This is a genomic window from Bacillus sp. SIMBA_008 (genome assembly GCF_046535495.1).
Taxonomy (GTDB): domain Bacteria; phylum Bacillota; class Bacilli; order Bacillales; family Bacillaceae; genus Bacillus; species Bacillus subtilis.
Genome location: NZ_JAWRWL010000005.1, coordinates 48788 through 65630, shown reverse-complemented (window position 1 = coordinate 65630; position 16843 = coordinate 48788). Strand labels below are relative to the sequence as shown.

Sequence of the window (16843 nt, the reverse complement as noted above, 5' to 3'; positions counted from 1 at the left end):
AAAAGAAGGAAGTCGTGAAGAGGTGAACACAGTGGTCTAAAGACAGGCGAAGGTTTTCAAGCTCGGCCGTGTATAAACGAGTTTGCTTTCAAAACCTCACCGAATGCAGCTTGTTCTCAGCAAAGCTGCTGTTTACCAGAGCACGGTTATCATGTTCGCATCACCTCTTTATGACAATGCATGTGCCAAGAGGTGATCGCATCACCGGCTGTCTGTCGTAGTTAGCTGACACACCGTTTGTCCTCAAGCTCAGCGCAGCGATTTGCTTTTGAATAGAGGATATGGTGAAAACTCAGATCAGGTGATAGAAAAGCCAGAGGTAAATAGATCCGCCTGTTCGGACTAGTCTTGCCGGACGGTTTTTTTGTGGTTTTTCTTTCTCGATGCTGTCTCAGATTCTAAAAACTGCCTCACATCATGAATGCCTAATCCAATGGATCTAGCTTCTTGAATTAACATATGCCAACCTTTGTCCAAATCTTTTTTAACATGAGTTTTCATAGTAACCTCCAATTGTATAAAATGTTTTCCTGCAACATGCGGGCAATAAAAGACAAGCCAGCGCGATGATGAGGCGAGTACAACAAATTTCACACATAGTTGCTCGGTGTTCACAAACTGAAGGAAAAACCACCTACCTATTCCCTAAAAAAATGACTAATATAACCAATGGACCTTATTTATAATAATAAACAATTAAATACTGACTGGATAGTATGTAAATGAAAATAAATCATTTAGCCTATTAAAAATGACCCCTGGGAAACCGAATAGCATAACCGTTCAAAGAAATAAATACCGCTAAAGATTGATCCGGTGTAAGATAAGGGTAATCATTACCGCCAGGAGAAAAATATGAAAAAAAACAAATTTCAAATTAAAAGAGAAGCAACATTTGAAAGTTTTATAGACGCTGGCGTGAATTTGTTGATTGACCGAGCGTATGATCCGGTTTCTGTAGAAGATATCAGCAGAGCCGCCGGGTACAGCAAAGGAGCATTTTATGTTCATTTTGTCAGCAAGGACGATTTTCTGCTGTACCTTCTCGAAAAACGTCAGATGAAAAAAAAGATCATTATAGGGTATCTTGATCAAATGGAGCGGGAGTCAGTGAAATCGCTGACATTGGACGAGGCTGCAAAACACGCTGCAGAACTGCTTTATTCCTATTACATAAATAAGCCGTCGTGGGACATCACCTCGTTTGCCATGAACATGCCGACATATAAAGTCTTAAAGAAATGCAAGGCCTATGTCCGGCTGTACGAATTGTGGGTGGAAGAAAATGTGTTATATATTAAGTGGCTGAAGGAGAGAAAGCTGATTGACGCCTGTATTGATCCTGAATATACGGCTAAAATAATATGTGCAGTCCTCGACGGAATCATCAAACAATCATATGTATTGGGCCAGCCAGCCACCTTCCGCAGCTTTTTAGACGCACTCTCGGTATTTTTTACTTTAGACAGAGAGCACGAGACGCCAAGAATTTTGAAAAGTTTTTCGGAAAGCGAGGAACATCAGTGAAGTATAGAGAAATAATTATGTATATCATTATGGGGGTTTTCACAACCATTGTGAATATCGCCAGCTTTTATATATTGGTAGAGATCATGAATGTGGATTACAAAGCCGCCACTGTTGCCGCTTGGATTTTGTCCGTGCTGTTTGCTTACATAACAAATAAATTATATGTGTTTCAGCAAAAAACACATGATCTGCAGAGCCTGCTGAAAGAGCTCACTGCTTTTTTCAGCGTTCGGGTCCTGTCTCTCGGCATAGATTTAGGCATGATGATCATTCTTGTCGGCCAGTTCAATACAAATGAAACCTTGGCCAAAATACTCGACAACGCGGTCATTGTTGTCGTCAACTATGTTGCGAGCAAATGGCTCGTCTTTAAAAAAACAAAAGAAGAAGGGGTATGAGAGGACTGCAGCATATGATCTGCCGTTTTCTATGAAGAAATAAGGGGAATAAAAAATAAAAACCAGAAAGGTGATTGCACATGCGGGAAGAGCTAAAGGGGATATTTGCAAGTGTATTCGGAGAAAAAGAGGGGTTACGGTTTTTTTTCGCACCTGGAAGAGTGAATCTGATTGGAGAACATACAGACTATAACGGCGGGCATGTATTTCCGTGCGCGCTGACAATGGGTACATATGCTGCTGTTGCAGAAAGAAACGACGGGCTTGTCCGGATGTATTCAGATAACTTTAGAAACGCAGGCATCAAGGAATGCAGCCTTGACGACATTCGCTATCAAAAAGAAGACGACTGGGCGAACTACCCAAAAGGCGTGATTTATGAATTTCAACAGAGGGGATATGCAGTTCCCCATGGCTTTGACATTGTATTTTCAGGGAATATTCCAAACGGGGCGGGGCTGTCGTCTTCCGCTTCTATTGAACTGCTGATGGGGGTCGTGCTCCGAAGCTATTTTCATCCTGAAGTAGATGCGCTTGAGCTTGTGAAAATGGCGCAGCATGCGGAAAACCATTTTATCGGCGTCAATTGCGGAATTATGGACCAATTTGCAATTGGAATGGGGAAAAAACATCATGCGATGCTGCTGAACTGCGACACGCTTGACTATGAATATAGCAAACTCAATGTCTCAGGCCTCGCGCTGGTCATCGCGAACACGAACAAAAAAAGGACATTGGCTGACTCAAGCTATAATACGAGACGCCAAGAATGCAATGATGCATTGCTTGATTTGAAAAAAGGCCTCGATATTGCCGCACTGGGCGACATCAAGCCTTCTGATTTCGATGCGCATTCCAGCCTGATCCAAAATGAAACGAACAGACGCCGGGCAAAGCACGCTGTATACGAAAATCATCGTGCTATTAAGACGGCCCATATGTTCAAAGAGAACAATATAGATGAAATCGGGCAGTTAATGAAGGAATCCCACCTTTCATTGAAGGATGACTATGAAGTAACATGCCCTGAACTTGATGAGCTTGTGTTTGCGGCATGGGATCACGAAGGTGTAATTGGATCAAGAATGACGGGAGCAGGCTTTGGCGGATGCACCATCAGCATTGTAAAAGATGAATTCGTTGATGATTTTATTCAGAAGGTTGGAGACAGATATCAAGAAAAAACAGGGCTCCGAGCGGATTTTTATGTCGCGGATATCGGAGAGGGAGCGAGAGAACTAAAGGGGGAGTGACATATGAGTATTTTTGAACATCTGGAACAGCTGCTTGAGTATGGCCTGGAACGAAAATTGATTTCGATCTGGGATCGGGAATATACGAGAAACCGTCTTTATGAAGCGCTGGGCATCACACATCCCGAGCCGGTCTCCGGCATCTGCATCAAGCAGTCACAAAGCCTGCCGGACTTGCTCGCTCCCATCTATAAATGGGCTGCCGAAACCGGCCGAATGGAAGCGGATACAGATACGTACCGTGACCTGCTCAGCGCAAAGCTGATGGGCTGTTTTGTACCTGCTCCGTCAGAGGTCATTCGCAAATTTGAAGAGACAAAAGCATTATACGGCCCAAAACAGGCGACAAAGGAATTCTATCAATATTCAGAGGATGTCTATTATATACGGACTGACAGAATCGCCAAAAATGTTCATTGGACGGTGCCGACCGAATATGGCGAACTGGAAATGACCATTAACCTATCAAAGCCTGAAAAGGACCCGCAAGCGATTGCGGCTGCAAAAGAGCAGGAACAGACAAATTATCCGATGTGTTTGCTGTGTAAAGAAAATGTCGGGTTCGAGGGTAGCGTGAATCATCCAGCCCGGCAAAATCACAGAATCATTCCGGTCACCCTTGAGGACGAACAATGGTTCCTGCAATTCTCGCCATATGTCTATTATCCAGAGCACTGCATTGTCTTAAAAGGTGAACATGAACCGATGGAGATCAGCAAAAAAACATTTGAAAGGCTGCTGTCATTTCTCGGGCAGTATCCGCATTATTTTATCGGTTCAAACGCGGATCTGCCGATTGTCGGCGGCAGCATCCTAAGCCATGATCATTTTCAAGGCGGCGCGCATGATTTTCCAATGGCACGTGCAGAAGCAGAAGACGTTTATGGATTAAATGATTATCCCGGCGTGTCGCTGGGCTTAGTGAAGTGGCCGATGTCTGTGCTCAGGCTCCAAGGAGACGAACCGGGTCATGTCGCCGAAGCTGCTGACCATATCTTCCGCACGTGGCAGACGTATTCCGATGAAAAAGCCGGCATTGCCGCCTATACAGGCGATACGCCCCATAATACGGTCACACCGATTGCGCGGCGCAGGGGAGACTTGTACGAACTCGATATCGTACTGAGGAACAACCGGACGGATGAGGAGCATCCATTAGGGATATTTCATCCCCATAAAGAAGTTCACCATATTAAAAAAGAAAATATCGGCCTGATTGAGGTCATGGGATTGGCGATATTGCCGGGCCGCTTACAGGAGGAAATGAAAGAAACGGCAGCGGCGCTATGCTCTGCTGATCCGAAAACAGCTTTAGAACAAAATCCGCTCACGGCAAAACATAGTGAGTGGGCTAATCGGATGATGGAAAAAAGAACCATAACAAAAGAGAATGCAGATCTAGTCATAAAAGAAGAGCTGGGACATGTATTCGCGCGCATCCTTGAACACGCCGGTGTGTTTAAACAGACAACAGAAGGAAAACAGGCCTTCAGAAGGTTTATCGACCAGTTGGGCGCCAAACCAGTCAAAAGCCTCAACCGCTAGGGTTGAGGCTTTTTCGATTTTTATGGCAAAACAAACACCCAAAGCGCTGACGCTTCGGGTGCTGCTGCTTTTATCCTCTTTTTCTGGTTAACAGGCTTACTAGAAAGACAACAATGGCTGCACCGATTACCGCTGGAATAATGGCAAATCCGGCTAGGTGCGGCCCCCATGTTCCAAGCAGCCCGTGTCCGATCCAGGCGCCAATAAGACCTGCGATCATAGACCCGATAATTCCTCCGGGCATATCTCCTTTTACAAACAGGCTTCCAAGCCATCCGATAATAATAGCGACGATAAGTGAAATAAGAAAACTCATCATGCAACACATCCTATTTTTTATTTATTTGCTTATATCATTCCTCTTTTTTGTATAAGATAAACAACTGGATGCTCTCATTAAAAAATACGGACAATTCAGAGCATATTGGCTCTTCATTGCGCCTTTTCTTTCAATATTTGATGCGTTAAAATGGTAACCGTGTGAAAAGATGCTAGACAAGGAAAAAATAATTCCTATCTAGAAAGTTTAACAAAATGAAATTTTTGATTGACCTAAGTTTTTTATTGTGGTAAACCTTTATTTGTCAGAATTAGTTCTTCATCATCTTTTCTTTACTTATATGCGGAAATAACTAGAAACTTTTCATCTTAAGCGATAGATGTGAATAAAGTTGGAGCAATTTTTGTCGATTTTATGACATTTAAGCGAAAATGGGATGAAGTTTATAAAAAAATAAAGCTAATAAGTGAAGTTTTTGATAGCATAACAAAGTAGAGAAAAGATTTTGAGGAAGTATGCACTTCAGATTTATTACATCAATAGGAAGGATGGTGATCTTCTTGTTCAGAGCATTAAAACCGTTGCTTGTATTAGCGCTGTTAACTGTGGTTTTCGTCCTTGGGGGATGCAGCAATGCTTCAGTACTAGATCCGAAAGGACCTGTAGCTGAACAGCAAAGTGATTTAATCCTGTTATCTATCGGATTTATGCTGTTTATCGTCGGGGTCGTCTTTGTTCTATTTACCATTATTTTAGTAAAATACCGCGACCGTAAAGGCAAAGATAATGGATCTTATAACCCAGAAATTCACGGTAACACGTTTTTAGAAGTAGTCTGGACAGTGATCCCAATTTTAATCGTCATTGCACTTTCTGTGCCAACAGTACAGACGATATATTCGTTAGAAAAAGCTCCTGAAGCAACAAAAGATAAAGAGCCTCTTGTTGTTTATGCTACTTCGGTAGACTGGAAATGGGTATTCAGCTACCCTGAACAGGATATTGAAACGGTCAACTACTTAAACATTCCTGTCGACCGCCCGATCTTGTTCAAAATCTCATCTGCAGATTCAATGGCTTCGCTATGGATTCCTCAGCTTGGAGGGCAAAAATATGCGATGGCAGGAATGCTGATGGATCAATACTTACAGGCTGACAAAGTGGGTACTTACGAAGGCCGCAACGCGAACTTCACAGGTGAACATTTTGCAGACCAAGAGTTTGATGTGAATGCAGTTACAGAAAAAGACTTTAACAGCTGGGTGAAAAAGACTCAGAACGAGGCTCCTAAGCTGACAAAAGAGAAGTATGATGAATTGATGCTTCCTGAAAATGTGGACGAATTAACGTTCTCTTCTACTCACTTGAAATACGTTGATCACGGACAAGACGCTGAGTACGCGATGGAGGCGCGCAAACGCCTTGGCTATCAAGCCGTTTCACCGCACTCTAAAACAGATCCGTTTGAAAACGTAAAGAAAAACGAATTTAAGAAGTCTGATGATACAGAAGAATGATATTGATCAGGAAAGGAGGAAGCCTGCATGAAATTCAAATGGGACGAATTTTTCGTAACTGGTGACCCATTAATTCTGGGCGCACAAGTTTCCATTGCGCTTTCAACCATTGCCATTATTTTTGTACTGACTTACTTCAAAAAGTGGAAATGGCTGTGGTCTGAATGGATAACTACTGTTGACCATAAAAAACTCGGAATCATGTACATTATATCTGCTGTAATTATGTTATTCCGCGGCGGTGTCGACGGTCTGATGATGCGTGCCCAGCTAGCGCTTCCGAATAACAGTTTTTTAGACTCAAACCACTATAATGAAATTTTTACAACTCACGGTACAATCATGATCATCTTCATGGCGATGCCGTTCTTAATCGGTCTTATCAACGTTGTTGTGCCTCTTCAAATCGGTGCCCGCGACGTTGCGTTCCCTTACTTGAACAACCTGAGCTTCTGGACGTTCTTTGTAGGGGCGATGCTTTTCAATATTTCTTTCGTTATCGGAGGTTCTCCGAACGCAGGCTGGACGAGTTATATGCCGCTTGCAAGTAACGACATGAGCCCTGGGCCGGGTGAGAACTACTACCTCCTCGGACTTCAGATTGCCGGTATCGGTACCCTGATGACAGGGATCAACTTTATGGTAACAATCTTAAAAATGAGAACAAAAGGCATGACATTAATGCGTATGCCAATGTTCACATGGACAACACTGATCACAATGGTTATTATCGTGTTTGCTTTCCCTGTACTTACAGTAGCATTAGCACTTTTATCATTTGATCGTTTGTTCGGCGCTCACTTTTTCACATTGGAAGCAGGCGGTATGCCGATGCTTTGGGCTAACTTGTTCTGGATTTGGGGACATCCTGAAGTATATATCGTTATTCTTCCGGCGTTTGGTATTTTCTCAGAAATCATCTCAAGCTTTGCAAGAAAACAATTGTTTGGTTACAAAGCGATGGTTGGTTCTATTATCGCCATCTCTGTATTGAGTTTCTTAGTTTGGACTCACCACTTCTTCACAATGGGGAACAGTGCGTCCGTTAACTCATTCTTCTCAATTACGACAATGGCAATCTCAATCCCAACCGGGGTTAAAATCTTTAACTGGCTCTTTACAATGTATAAAGGCCGAATCAGCTTTACAACACCTATGCTGTGGGCGCTTGCGTTCATTCCTAACTTCGTTATCGGCGGGGTTACAGGGGTTATGCTTGCGATGGCAGCAGCGGATTATCAATACCATAATACGTACTTCCTTGTATCTCACTTCCACTATGTGCTGATCGCGGGTACTGTATTTGCTTGTTTCGCCGGATTTATTTTCTGGTATCCAAAAATGTTCGGCCACAAGCTGAACGAAAGAATCGGAAAATGGTTCTTCTGGATCTTTATGATCGGGTTCAATATTTGTTTCTTCCCGCAATATTTCTTGGGGCTTCAAGGCATGCCTCGCCGTATTTACACATACGGACCGAATGACGGCTGGACAACATTGAACTTTATCTCAACAGTCGGAGCTTTCATGATGGGTGTAGGATTCTTAATCCTTTGCTATAACATCTACTACAGCTTCCGTTACTCTACTCGTGAAATCAGCGGAGATTCATGGGGTGTGGGACGTACGCTTGATTGGGCGACTTCTTCTGCGATTCCGCCGCATTACAACTTTGCGGTGCTTCCTGAAGTCAAATCTCAAGATGCATTCCTGCATATGAAAGAAGAAAAAACTGAATTATACCCTGAAAGCAAATTCAAGAAAATCCATATGCCAAGCAACTCAGGCAGACCGTTCTTTATGTCTGTTGCCTTCGGTCTTGCAGGCTTTGGACTTGTCTTTGAATGGTACTGGATGGGCGTAGTCGGATTGATCGGAGTCCTGCTCTGCATGGTTCTGCGTTCATTCGAATACGACAACGGCTACTACATTAGTGTTGATGAAATAAAAGAGACGGAAAGAAAGATTTCCGAATAAGGAGGCGTGAGTTATGGAACATGCAGAACACGGCAATTCTAACGCGCCTATGGAATATCAATCTGAAACCGGCAGACTTAATATTCTCGGGTTTTGGATCTTTTTAGGGGCAGAAATTGTGTTGTTCTCAACACTATTTGCAACCTTCTTCGTTCTTAAAAACAGAACAGCTGGAGGTGTCTTGCCAGACGAACTATTTGAAGTCAATCTGGTAATGATTATGACGTTCTTGCTGCTGATCAGCAGCTTTACCTGCGGGATCGCTGTTCATGAAATGCGCCGCGGAAGTTTAAAAGGCGTAGTCATTTGGACAATTATCACTCTTCTTCTCGGTGCCGGCTTCGTCGGATGCGAGATCAACGAGTTTGTTCACTATGTACATGAAGGAGCGGCTCTCAGTACAAGTGCGTTCTGGTCTGGATTCTTTGTTTTACTTGGAACTCACGGAACTCACGTAACAATCGGGATTTTCTGGATCACAGGAATTCTGATTCAGTTGAAGAAACGCGGCTTAACTCCGCAAACTTCATCTAAAATCTTTATCTCAAGCTTGTACTGGCACTTCTTAGATGTTGTATGGATTTTCATCTTTACAGGTGTCTATCTCATGGGATTGGGGGGTCTGTAAAATGGCAAACAAATCTGCTGAACACAGTCACTTTCCATGGAAACACATTGTAGGTTTTATCCTGTCTATCGTTTTGACCCTGCTGGCTCTATGGGTTGCAGTGTATACTGACCTGAGCTCATCAGCAAAACTTTGGATTATCTTCGGCTTCGCCTTCATTCAGGCGGCGCTGCAGCTTCTCATGTTCATGCATATGACAGAGAGCGAAAACGGCACGATCCAAGTCGGAAACACGCTGTTCGGATTCTTTGGCGCGATCGTTATCGTACTTGGATCCATCTGGATTTTCGCGGCTCACTATCACCATGGTGACCATATGGACGGAAATCCTCCTGGAGGCGCTGAACACTCAGAGCATTCAGGCCATAACGAATAATACAAAAACCCTCTTCATTGGAAGAGGGTTTTTTGCTGTCTTCAGCTGCTTCGCTTTCTGCGAAGATACGGAAGGCCGTAAATGATAAATGCGGCGATATGAGCGACAATGACGTTAACGGCAAACAAGATAATCATGAGAGTGTGTCCAAGTGGAGAAAGGCTTTCTGTTGCGTAAAAGAAGAAGAATACCCACATTAAAATGATTGGCGGAATAGCTGAGAGTGCGACTTTTTTGTTATCAAGCCAAATAAAGAGAGGCGTTGCGCTGGCAACCAATAAGTAAGCAAAAAACATGTCCATCATACCCGTCTCCTTTCATTTTGTGATAGCGTTTACAAAAATGAAATAGAGGAACTGAGTTGTGTCTGTTTTGTGATTGTTTTTTGAACATTCTGTTACAATTATTATACCATGTTTTCCAGAAATTGATACGTGTTTTTGCAGAAATGGACTGGATCTATCGTCTTATTTTTTTCGTTCAATATGCTAGGAGAATGTATGGGCATGGGGCTCTGAATTTTTAGCTGTTTCTATATGAGGTATCACATTATTTGGGAACATAACACATTATCGCATTCGTTTTTTAACAAATTCTTTTGGTATGGCGTTTTTTTCATTTGAAAAGTTTTGTGTCAATCGAAACATTTCGGTTTATGATACGTCATATTTCGTGTAGCTGAAAAAGCGCTGCAAATGCTGAAAAAACATAAAAGGAAGCGAGCTTCACGTGTCATCTTGAACGTGGTTCATGTATAATAAACATTAGTGATTTTCCGATGAAAATGTAAGGCGGGATAGAATGAGTCGATATAAGAAACAGCAAAGCCCCTTTTACCAGGGGGATTTGATTTTTATATTTGGTGTGTTTTTTATTATAAGCGTAGTATCAATTTATGCTGCCGGTCAGTTTGGGCAGTATGGGAACACGGATTGGATTCAGCAAATTGTGTTTTATTTTTTGGGAGCTGTTGCCATTACAGTTCTTTTGTACTTTGATTTAGAACAGCTTGAAAAGTTAAGTTTATATATTTTTATCATTGGTATTTTATCTTTGATTATTCTTAAAATCAGTCCCGAGTCTATTGCACCTGTTATTAAAGGGGCAAAAAGTTGGTTTAGGATCGGTAGAATAACAATACAGCCGTCAGAGTTTATGAAGGTTGGTTTGATTATGATGCTTGCTTCAGTTATTGGAAAAGCTAATCCTAAAGGAGTTCGGACGCTTAGGGATGATATCCACTTGTTATTAAAGATTGCGGGTGTCGCAGTTATTCCTGTAGGTCTTATCCTGATGCAGGATGCTGGGACTGCGGGAATATGTATGTTTATCGTTCTTGTAATGGTTTTTATGTCAGGTATAAATTGGAAATTGATTGCGATCATAGCTGGTTCAGGTATCTTACTCATTTCATTAATTTTATTAGTAATGATAAACTTTCCTGACGTTGCTAAATCAGTTGGAATACAGGATTATCAAATTAAGCGGGTCACTTCTTGGGTGTCTGCTTCAAATGAGACACAGGAAGATTCAAATGACAGCTGGCAAGTTGACCAGGCCATCATGGCAATAGGATCTGGTGGTATTTTAGGTAATGGTATTTCTAATTTGAAGGTTTATGTTCCAGAGAGTACGACTGACTTTATCTTTTCTATAATAGGTGAGTCATTTGGCTTTATAGGCTGTGCAATTGTTGTCATCATGTTCTTCTTTTTAATCTACAGGCTTGTTGTTCTAATAGACAAAATACATCCGTTTAACCGTTTCGCTTCTTTCTTTTGCGTTGGCTATACGGCGTTAATTGTGATCCACACATTCCAGAATATCGGAATGAACATTGGAATTATGCCTGTTACCGGGATTCCGCTGCTGTTTGTCAGCTATGGGGGAAGCTCGACACTTTCCACGTTAATCGGATTTGGGATTGTATATAATGCAAGTGTGCAGCTGACGAAATACAGAAGTTATCTTTTTAATTCTTAATATGCAGACAGCCTTTACAGAGGCTGTCTTTTTTTGTGCAGAGCATTTCGCTTTTGAGATCACTTTTTTTCGGATATGATAAAAAGTGATAAGGAGGTTTTTGTGATGAATAACACAATCGAAACCATTTTGAATCATCGGTCAATCCGGTCTTTTACTGATCAGCTTTTGACAGCTGAAGAAATTGATACATTAGTGAAAAGTGCGCAGGCTGCGTCTACATCCAGCTATGTGCAGGCATATTCGATTATCGGGGTTTCTGATCCTGAGAAAAAACGTGAGCTGTCCGTGCTTGCTGGGAATCAGCCTTACGTTGAGAAGAACGGACACTTTTTTGTATTTTGTGCGGATTTGTACCGCCATCAAAAACTGGCTGAGGAAAAAGGTGAACATATTTCTGAGCTGCTCGAGAATACAGAAATGTTTATGGTTAGCTTGATTGATGCGGCGCTGGCAGCGCAAAATATGAGCATTGCCGCTGAATCCATGGGGCTTGGCATTTGCTATATCGGCGGCATTCGGAATGAACTGGACAAGGTGACAGAGGTGCTGCAAACGCCTGACCATGTGCTCCCGCTTTTCGGACTGGCAGTAGGCCATCCTGCGAACCTTTCCGGCAAAAAACCGAGATTGCCAAAGCAGGCCGTTTATCATGAGAATACGTATAATGTGAACACAGACGATTTCCGTCATACTATGAATACGTATGACAAAACCATTTCTGATTACTATAGAGAAAGAACAAACGGGCAGCGGGAAGAAACGTGGTCCGATCAAATACTGAACTTTATGAAGCAAAAGCCGCGTACGTATTTAAATGACTACGTGAAAGAAAAGGGCTTTAATAAAAACTAAAGCAAACCTCTCCGTCTGGAGGGGTTTTTATGTTTCACGTGTAACATATTCCGACAAATAGGGACAGGCTTTCACAAATAAATGGCGAATGATAGGGGACACTGATAAGCAGTGTGAGCGGCTTTGGAGAAAAAATAGAAGATCAGTGATACGATGAGGATGAGGTGGTAGGGATGGTTTCATTAAGTATATTAGATCAATCTCCAGTATCAGAGGGCAGCAATGCAGAAACGGCCTTACAGCAAACCGTTGCGCTTGCTCAAGCTGCTGAGGACCTTGGATATAAGAGATTTTGGGTTTCTGAGCATCACTTTTCAAAACGGCTGGCAGGGTCCAGTCCTGAGGTGCTAATCAGTCATATAGCGGCGAAAACAAAGCGAATCCGTGTTGGATCAGGAGGAGTCATGCTGCCGCATTACAGTGCTTATAAAGTTGCTGAAAACTTTCGTGTTCTGGAGGGGCTGACACCAGGAAGAATTGACCTGGGGCTTGGCAGAGCACCGGGGGGAATGCCGATTGCATCATGGGCGCTGAATGACGGCGGTAAGCGCAATGCTGATCAGTATCCGCAGCAAATCAAGGAGCTGACCATGTATTTGCATGATTTGGTGGATGATAAACACCGTTTTCCGAATCTGACGGCTGCGCCGCATATTTCAACGGCTCCGGATGTGTGGCTGCTCGGCTCATCTGGAGAAAGCGCGCTGCTCGCAGCTGAATCTGGCGCTGGCTATATGTTTGCCCATTTTATCAATGGAGAGGGCGGAGAGGGTACTGTCAGACAGTATAAGAGGCGATTCAAACCATCTGTGTTAGGAGATACGCCCCGAGCGGCAGTTGCTGTTTTTGTTCTTTGTGCTGACACGGAGGAGAAGGCAGAGGAGCTTGGGGCTGTGCTTGATTTTACACTTTTGGCGGGAGAGCAGGGTATTCCTTTAGAGGGAGTTCCTTCGTATGAAGCTGTTCGGAAAAATACGTATTCTCCTTATGAACAGAGACGAATTGCTGATAATCGAAATCGAATGATTGTTGGTACGAAAGAACAGGTTAAGGAGCGGCTGCTAGCTTTGAGTAAAGCGTATGAAACAGAGGAAATCATGGTGGTGACCATCACGCATCATTTTGAAGATAAGCTCCGATCGTATCGATTATTGCAGGAGGCGTTTGCTGACTGATCTTTAAAAAGCCCTGCCGATTCGGCAGGGCTTTTTCTTATTCAACAGTGAAAGGTTCTTCGGTCAAAACCTGGCTTGACTTGCCTTTGTTCGCGGCATATGCGAGCAAGTAATACTCTCCGGCCGGAAGTTTGGTTCCGCCATTAATCGTGCCGTCCCAGTCAAAGTACTGGTAACCTTTATCTTGGTTTTTATAAATGCCGGCTTGGCCTGCGAAATCAAGGTTGCTGTCATAGACGAGGAACGCCAGCTCTTCCGCTCCCGCAGGAAGGTAGGTTTCAATTTGATAGGTGCCTTGTACAGTCCCTTCGCTGACAGAGACAGATGTGACTCTCGGATAATCGGGCTCTTTCACAATCAGCAATGTAGGTACCTTAGCGACTGTTTTTCCGCCTTCTCTGACGATAACCGTTCCTTCATAGGTGCCAGCTTTTGTTTTCTTCGTATTGACCTTTACTTTTGCAGTGGCTTTCCCGGTTTGATGTGCCGGAATCACAACACGGCTTGTGCCGGATGTGGAAATGCCGCTGCCATTAAATGAGTATTCAAGTGTGTATGACTTTCTAATGGAAGATTGATTTTCAATCGTAAACGTTTCATTTTTTGTTTCGTTTCCGTTTTCCTTCAAGAACGTGCCGTATGAATAGCTTCCAGGTGAGACGAGCGAATCGGCTTTGATCGCGTTCATGATTCTTGCGCTGCCTGCGCCTTGAGCGTTATGCGGATATACTTCCCCATCGCTATCCTTTAAAGTGACAGCGGTATTCATGATGGCGGTTTTAATCTGTTCAACGCTCCACTTTAATTTGGCTTGTTTAATAACGGCAACCGCTCCGGCAATATGAGGCGATGCCATGCTTGTTCCTTGTTTTGATCCGTAGCCGTATGGATGGTCAGGATCGTGTGTTGGGATCGTGCTCACGATATTGACCCCTGGCGCCGAAATATCAGGCTTAATCATCCACGTATCCATAACAGGGCCGCGTGATGAGAAATCAGCCACTTGTTCACCGAGCGCTTTTGAGACCGTCAACTTGAATGTTGTTTTTGTCTCACCAGCTTTCAGGGCGCTGACGAGTTTTTCGCCGTCTTCTAATGAAAGCTTAATCGTTGGGACAGACATGCCTGGCACATTGGCTTCAATTTCTCCAGAGAGGTTGTTATACACAACCATGCCGATGGCACCGGCTTTTTTAGCGTTATCCGCTTTATCCACAAATGCAATGCTGCCTCGTTTGACAACGGCGACTTTGCCTGTCAGGTCTTTCCCTTCAAAATCCTTTTCTTCGCCGATTCCCGCTTCGACAAGCTCAACTTCTTTGTTATTGAGCGCTTTGACGTCGTCCTCTTTGTTATAGCCCATCACTTTTGCTGAAGAGTAGGAGCCGAAAGTGACTGCGTATTCATTGAGCGGTAGCTGAGTCGCACCGACAGAAATCGCTTCTCTTGATGTGCCCGGCGATCCGACTGTCCAGCCGTTCGGTCCGCTGTTGCCGTTTGAGGTAACAGCGACAACGCCTTCTGACATGGCCCAGTCAAGCGCTGTGCTTGTCGCCCAGTCCGGGTTGTTTAAAGAGTTTCCGAGAGACAGGTTCATCACATCTGCCCCGTCCTGCACTGCACGTTCCACGCCCGCGATGACGTTTTCCGTTGTGCCGCTTCCGCCAGGCCCTAACACACGATAAGCAAGAAGTGTGGCATCAGGCGCTACGCCTTTAATTGTTCCGTTTGCAGCCACAGTTCCGGCTACGTGTGTGCCGTGGTCAGTCGCTCCGCCCCTCGGATCGCCTGTTGGTGTTTCTTTTGGATCGTAATCATTGTCCACAAAATCGTATCCTTTATATTGTCCAAAGTTTTTCTTCAGATCTGGGTGATTGTATTCAACCCCAGTGTCAATAATCGCCACCTTGATGCCTTTTCCTGTGTAGCCTAAATCCCATGCATCGTTTGCTCCGATATAAGGCGCACTGTCATCCATTTGCGGAGATACGGCGTCTTCGGAGATTGTGACGTCTTTATCCTTTATATTGTCTGTTTTATATGTGACGTTCGGGTACACTGCCTTAACGTCTTTTACCGCGAGAAGTTTTGGAATCTCATTAGCTGGAAGCTTCATAGAGAAGCCTGAGAATACCTGCTCATATTCTCGGTTTACTTTTCCGTTTTTCACCGCTTTGATTGCTTTATTTTTTGCTTTGGTGCGAGCGGTTTTCAGCTTGCTTTTCGATTGGCTTTCTCCCGCTTCCTTCGCTTCTGCCAAGGATTTTTCTTTTAATTCCACTATAACGGTTGTTTTTTTGCTTGTCGTCATGTCGATATCACCGAATACCTCGGCTTTTTCCAGATCAGCCGACGTTTTTGAAGAAGCCGGAGCTGCCTGGACGCCCGTAATACCTGTGGATAACGCAAAAAATAAGACGAAACTTACAAGCAGAAAGCGAATGATCCCCTTTTTCAATGTGTTTCCCCCTTTGTATTTAGAAAAAATGTGAAAGATCTAGTATATATTTCTTGAAAATTCAAAAAAATCCTTGTGTCATTTGGACCATTTATTGGATTTTGTTTGTGTATAACGAAGGAGTTATACACAGAACCCTGTGTATAAGTGAATAAACCTGTGTATATATATAGTTAGGAATATACGTTCGTATACAAAATATAGATAGAGTTTGTGGACATGTGGATATCTCTTGTGATTAAGTTGTTCTTATCTTTGGGATAACTTGTGTATAAAGTTTTCAAAGCGGTTCTCCAATTTTCATTTCAATTCTTTCAGCTTTCAACAAAACTTCTAAAAACTAGTTGGTTTTTTCACTCATATTGTGACAAAGAATTCTCTTTCCACGGTCTATCATAGAGTCATGAGTTTTGCTAGAGCTGCTAGTTTGCGAGAAAAGAAATCGGCCGTCTTTTCTTGCGGGCTGCGGCTGAGAAAACGGGCTGCTAAAAAGGCTGCCTGCCAAAAAGAAGCGGAGGGATGTTTTTCTATGAAACGTTTGCTTGTATCTTTACGGGTGTGGATGGTCTTTTTGATGAACTGGGTGACGCCGGACAGAAAAACTGCGGCTGCCGCGGTCTATTCGGCTCAGCGTACATACCAAAGAAAGGCGGCTGTGCAGGCCGCAGGACTCGTTTCGTTTTATGAGTGGCGGATGGCTGTGAATGAGGAAGAAAAGCAGAAAGCGAAAGCCGCCGCGCTTTATAAAAGAAGATGTTTGCAAGCCTTCAAGGAATCGCCAAAGCAGGAGAGAGCGGGCCCGCATCTTTACATGGCAGTCAAAAGGAGGTAAAATCCCAGTCAAAAGCAAATTGGCGGGAGAGATAAC

Annotated in this window: 16 protein-coding genes; 12 read left to right on the top strand and 4 right to left on the bottom strand. The window is 43.5% G+C overall.

Translation table 11 applies throughout. From position 1 onward, the window contains the following. Positions 1 to 342: 342 nt before the first annotated feature. Complete coding sequence (gene slrA, locus SB658_RS16595; protein ID WP_003243648.1) at positions 343 to 501, bottom strand: transcriptional regulator SlrA; 159 nt, start codon at positions 499 to 501, stop codon at positions 343 to 345. 354 nt (positions 502 to 855) lie between these two features. On the opposite strand from slrA, the gene slrC reads away from it, so the two are divergent. The 4 genes from slrC (at position 856) to galT (ending at position 4726) form a co-directional block, all read left to right on the top strand. Continuing rightward, complete coding sequence (gene slrC / locus SB658_RS16590) at positions 856 to 1527, top strand: transcriptional regulator SlrC (protein WP_014478350.1); 672 nt, start codon at positions 856 to 858, stop codon at positions 1525 to 1527. 17 nt (positions 1528 to 1544) lie between these two features. Then, positions 1545 to 1928: a GtrA family protein gene (locus SB658_RS16585; protein WP_003227398.1), complete on the top strand. Its 384-nt coding sequence runs from the start codon at positions 1545 to 1547 to the stop codon at positions 1926 to 1928. 80 nt (positions 1929 to 2008) lie between these two features. Further along, positions 2009 to 3181: a galactokinase gene (locus SB658_RS16580; protein ID WP_015250940.1), complete on the top strand. Its 1173-nt coding sequence runs from the start codon at positions 2009 to 2011 to the stop codon at positions 3179 to 3181. Positions 3182 to 3184: 3 nt separating this feature from the next. Continuing rightward, entirely contained in the window at positions 3185 to 4726 is a 1542-nt protein-coding gene (gene galT / locus SB658_RS16575) for a UDP-glucose--hexose-1-phosphate uridylyltransferase (protein WP_029726204.1), read from the top strand. A 70-nt stretch (positions 4727 to 4796) separates the two neighbouring features. Here the strand turns inward: galT and SB658_RS16570 are convergent, their stop codons facing one another. Further along, positions 4797 to 5042: a GlsB/YeaQ/YmgE family stress response membrane protein gene (locus SB658_RS16570; protein ID WP_009968363.1), complete on the bottom strand. Its 246-nt coding sequence runs from the start codon at positions 5040 to 5042 to the stop codon at positions 4797 to 4799. 515 nt (positions 5043 to 5557) lie between these two features. On the opposite strand from SB658_RS16570, the gene qoxA reads away from it, so the two are divergent. The 4 genes from qoxA to qoxD are packed head-to-tail and all read left to right on the top strand — an operon-like array spanning position 5558 to position 9504. Next, on the top strand, positions 5558 to 6523 hold the full coding sequence (gene qoxA / locus SB658_RS16565) for a cytochrome aa3 quinol oxidase subunit II (protein ID WP_010886637.1): 966 nt from the start codon (positions 5558 to 5560) through the stop codon (positions 6521 to 6523). A gap of 27 nt (positions 6524 to 6550) precedes the next feature. Further along, positions 6551 to 8500 (top strand): cytochrome aa3 quinol oxidase subunit I, encoded by a 1950-nt coding sequence (qoxB, locus tag SB658_RS16560; protein WP_003227407.1) that lies wholly within the window; start codon positions 6551 to 6553, stop codon positions 8498 to 8500. A gap of 13 nt (positions 8501 to 8513) precedes the next feature. Next, positions 8514 to 9128 carry a cytochrome aa3 quinol oxidase subunit III gene (gene qoxC / locus SB658_RS16555; protein WP_003227409.1) on the top strand — a complete coding sequence of 205 codons (615 nt, stop codon included), beginning with the start codon at positions 8514 to 8516 and terminating at the stop codon, positions 9126 to 9128. A 1-nt stretch (position 9129) separates the two neighbouring features. Further along, positions 9130 to 9504 carry a cytochrome aa3 quinol oxidase subunit IV gene (gene qoxD, locus SB658_RS16550; RefSeq protein WP_003227410.1) on the top strand — a complete coding sequence of 125 codons (375 nt, stop codon included), beginning with the start codon at positions 9130 to 9132 and terminating at the stop codon, positions 9502 to 9504. 41 nt (positions 9505 to 9545) lie between these two features. On the opposite strand, the gene ywcE is transcribed toward qoxD, so the two are convergent. Continuing rightward, positions 9546 to 9809 carry a spore morphogenesis/germination protein YwcE gene (gene ywcE, locus SB658_RS16545; RefSeq protein WP_003227411.1) on the bottom strand — a complete coding sequence of 88 codons (264 nt, stop codon included), beginning with the start codon at positions 9807 to 9809 and terminating at the stop codon, positions 9546 to 9548. A 496-nt stretch (positions 9810 to 10305) separates the two neighbouring features. Between ywcE and rodA the strand changes: the two genes are divergently transcribed. From rodA to SB658_RS16530, 3 genes are all read left to right on the top strand, one after another. Beyond that, complete coding sequence (gene rodA / locus SB658_RS16540; protein WP_015250943.1) at positions 10306 to 11487, top strand: cell shape-determining peptidoglycan glycosyltransferase RodA; 1182 nt, start codon at positions 10306 to 10308, stop codon at positions 11485 to 11487. A 105-nt stretch (positions 11488 to 11592) separates the two neighbouring features. Next, positions 11593 to 12342: an oxygen-insensitive NADPH nitroreductase gene (gene nfsA / locus SB658_RS16535; protein ID WP_017696211.1), complete on the top strand. Its 750-nt coding sequence runs from the start codon at positions 11593 to 11595 to the stop codon at positions 12340 to 12342. A gap of 173 nt (positions 12343 to 12515) precedes the next feature. Continuing rightward, positions 12516 to 13517: an LLM class flavin-dependent oxidoreductase gene (locus SB658_RS16530; protein WP_144500467.1), complete on the top strand. Its 1002-nt coding sequence runs from the start codon at positions 12516 to 12518 to the stop codon at positions 13515 to 13517. Between the two features lie 37 nt (positions 13518 to 13554). On the opposite strand, the gene vpr is transcribed toward SB658_RS16530, so the two are convergent. Continuing rightward, complete coding sequence (vpr, locus tag SB658_RS16525) at positions 13555 to 15975, bottom strand: serine protease Vpr (RefSeq protein WP_144500468.1); 2421 nt, start codon at positions 15973 to 15975, stop codon at positions 13555 to 13557. A 529-nt stretch (positions 15976 to 16504) separates the two neighbouring features. On the opposite strand from vpr, the gene SB658_RS16520 reads away from it, so the two are divergent. Next, complete coding sequence (locus SB658_RS16520) at positions 16505 to 16807, top strand: hypothetical protein (RefSeq protein ID WP_003222155.1); 303 nt, start codon at positions 16505 to 16507, stop codon at positions 16805 to 16807. Positions 16808 to 16843 lie beyond the last annotated feature (36 nt).

What these genes read in the sequence shown, in the direction of transcription:
- slrA (WP_003243648.1), bottom strand. Translation starts at nt 501, where the DNA reads ATGAAAACTCATGTTAAAAAAGATTTGGACAAAGGTTGGCATATGTTA.
- slrC (WP_014478350.1), top strand. Translation starts at nt 856, where the DNA reads ATGAAAAAAAACAAATTTCAAATTAAAAGAGAAGCAACATTTGAAAGT.
- SB658_RS16585 (WP_003227398.1), top strand. Translation starts at nt 1,545, where the DNA reads ATGTATATCATTATGGGGGTTTTCACAACCATTGTGAATATCGCCAGC.
- SB658_RS16580 (WP_015250940.1), top strand. Translation starts at nt 2,009, where the DNA reads ATGCGGGAAGAGCTAAAGGGGATATTTGCAAGTGTATTCGGAGAAAAA.
- galT (WP_029726204.1), top strand. Translation starts at nt 3,185, where the DNA reads ATGAGTATTTTTGAACATCTGGAACAGCTGCTTGAGTATGGCCTGGAA.
- SB658_RS16570 (WP_009968363.1), bottom strand. Translation starts at nt 5,042, where the DNA reads ATGAGTTTTCTTATTTCACTTATCGTCGCTATTATTATCGGATGGCTT.
- qoxB (WP_003227407.1), top strand. Translation starts at nt 6,551, where the DNA reads ATGAAATTCAAATGGGACGAATTTTTCGTAACTGGTGACCCATTAATT.
- qoxC (WP_003227409.1), top strand. Translation starts at nt 8,514, where the DNA reads ATGGAACATGCAGAACACGGCAATTCTAACGCGCCTATGGAATATCAA.
- qoxD (WP_003227410.1), top strand. Translation starts at nt 9,130, where the DNA reads ATGGCAAACAAATCTGCTGAACACAGTCACTTTCCATGGAAACACATT.
- ywcE (WP_003227411.1), bottom strand. Translation starts at nt 9,809, where the DNA reads ATGATGGACATGTTTTTTGCTTACTTATTGGTTGCCAGCGCAACGCCT.
- rodA (WP_015250943.1), top strand. Translation starts at nt 10,306, where the DNA reads ATGAGTCGATATAAGAAACAGCAAAGCCCCTTTTACCAGGGGGATTTG.
- nfsA (WP_017696211.1), top strand. Translation starts at nt 11,593, where the DNA reads ATGAATAACACAATCGAAACCATTTTGAATCATCGGTCAATCCGGTCT.
- SB658_RS16530 (WP_144500467.1), top strand. Translation starts at nt 12,516, where the DNA reads ATGGTTTCATTAAGTATATTAGATCAATCTCCAGTATCAGAGGGCAGC.
- SB658_RS16520 (WP_003222155.1), top strand. Translation starts at nt 16,505, where the DNA reads ATGAAACGTTTGCTTGTATCTTTACGGGTGTGGATGGTCTTTTTGATG.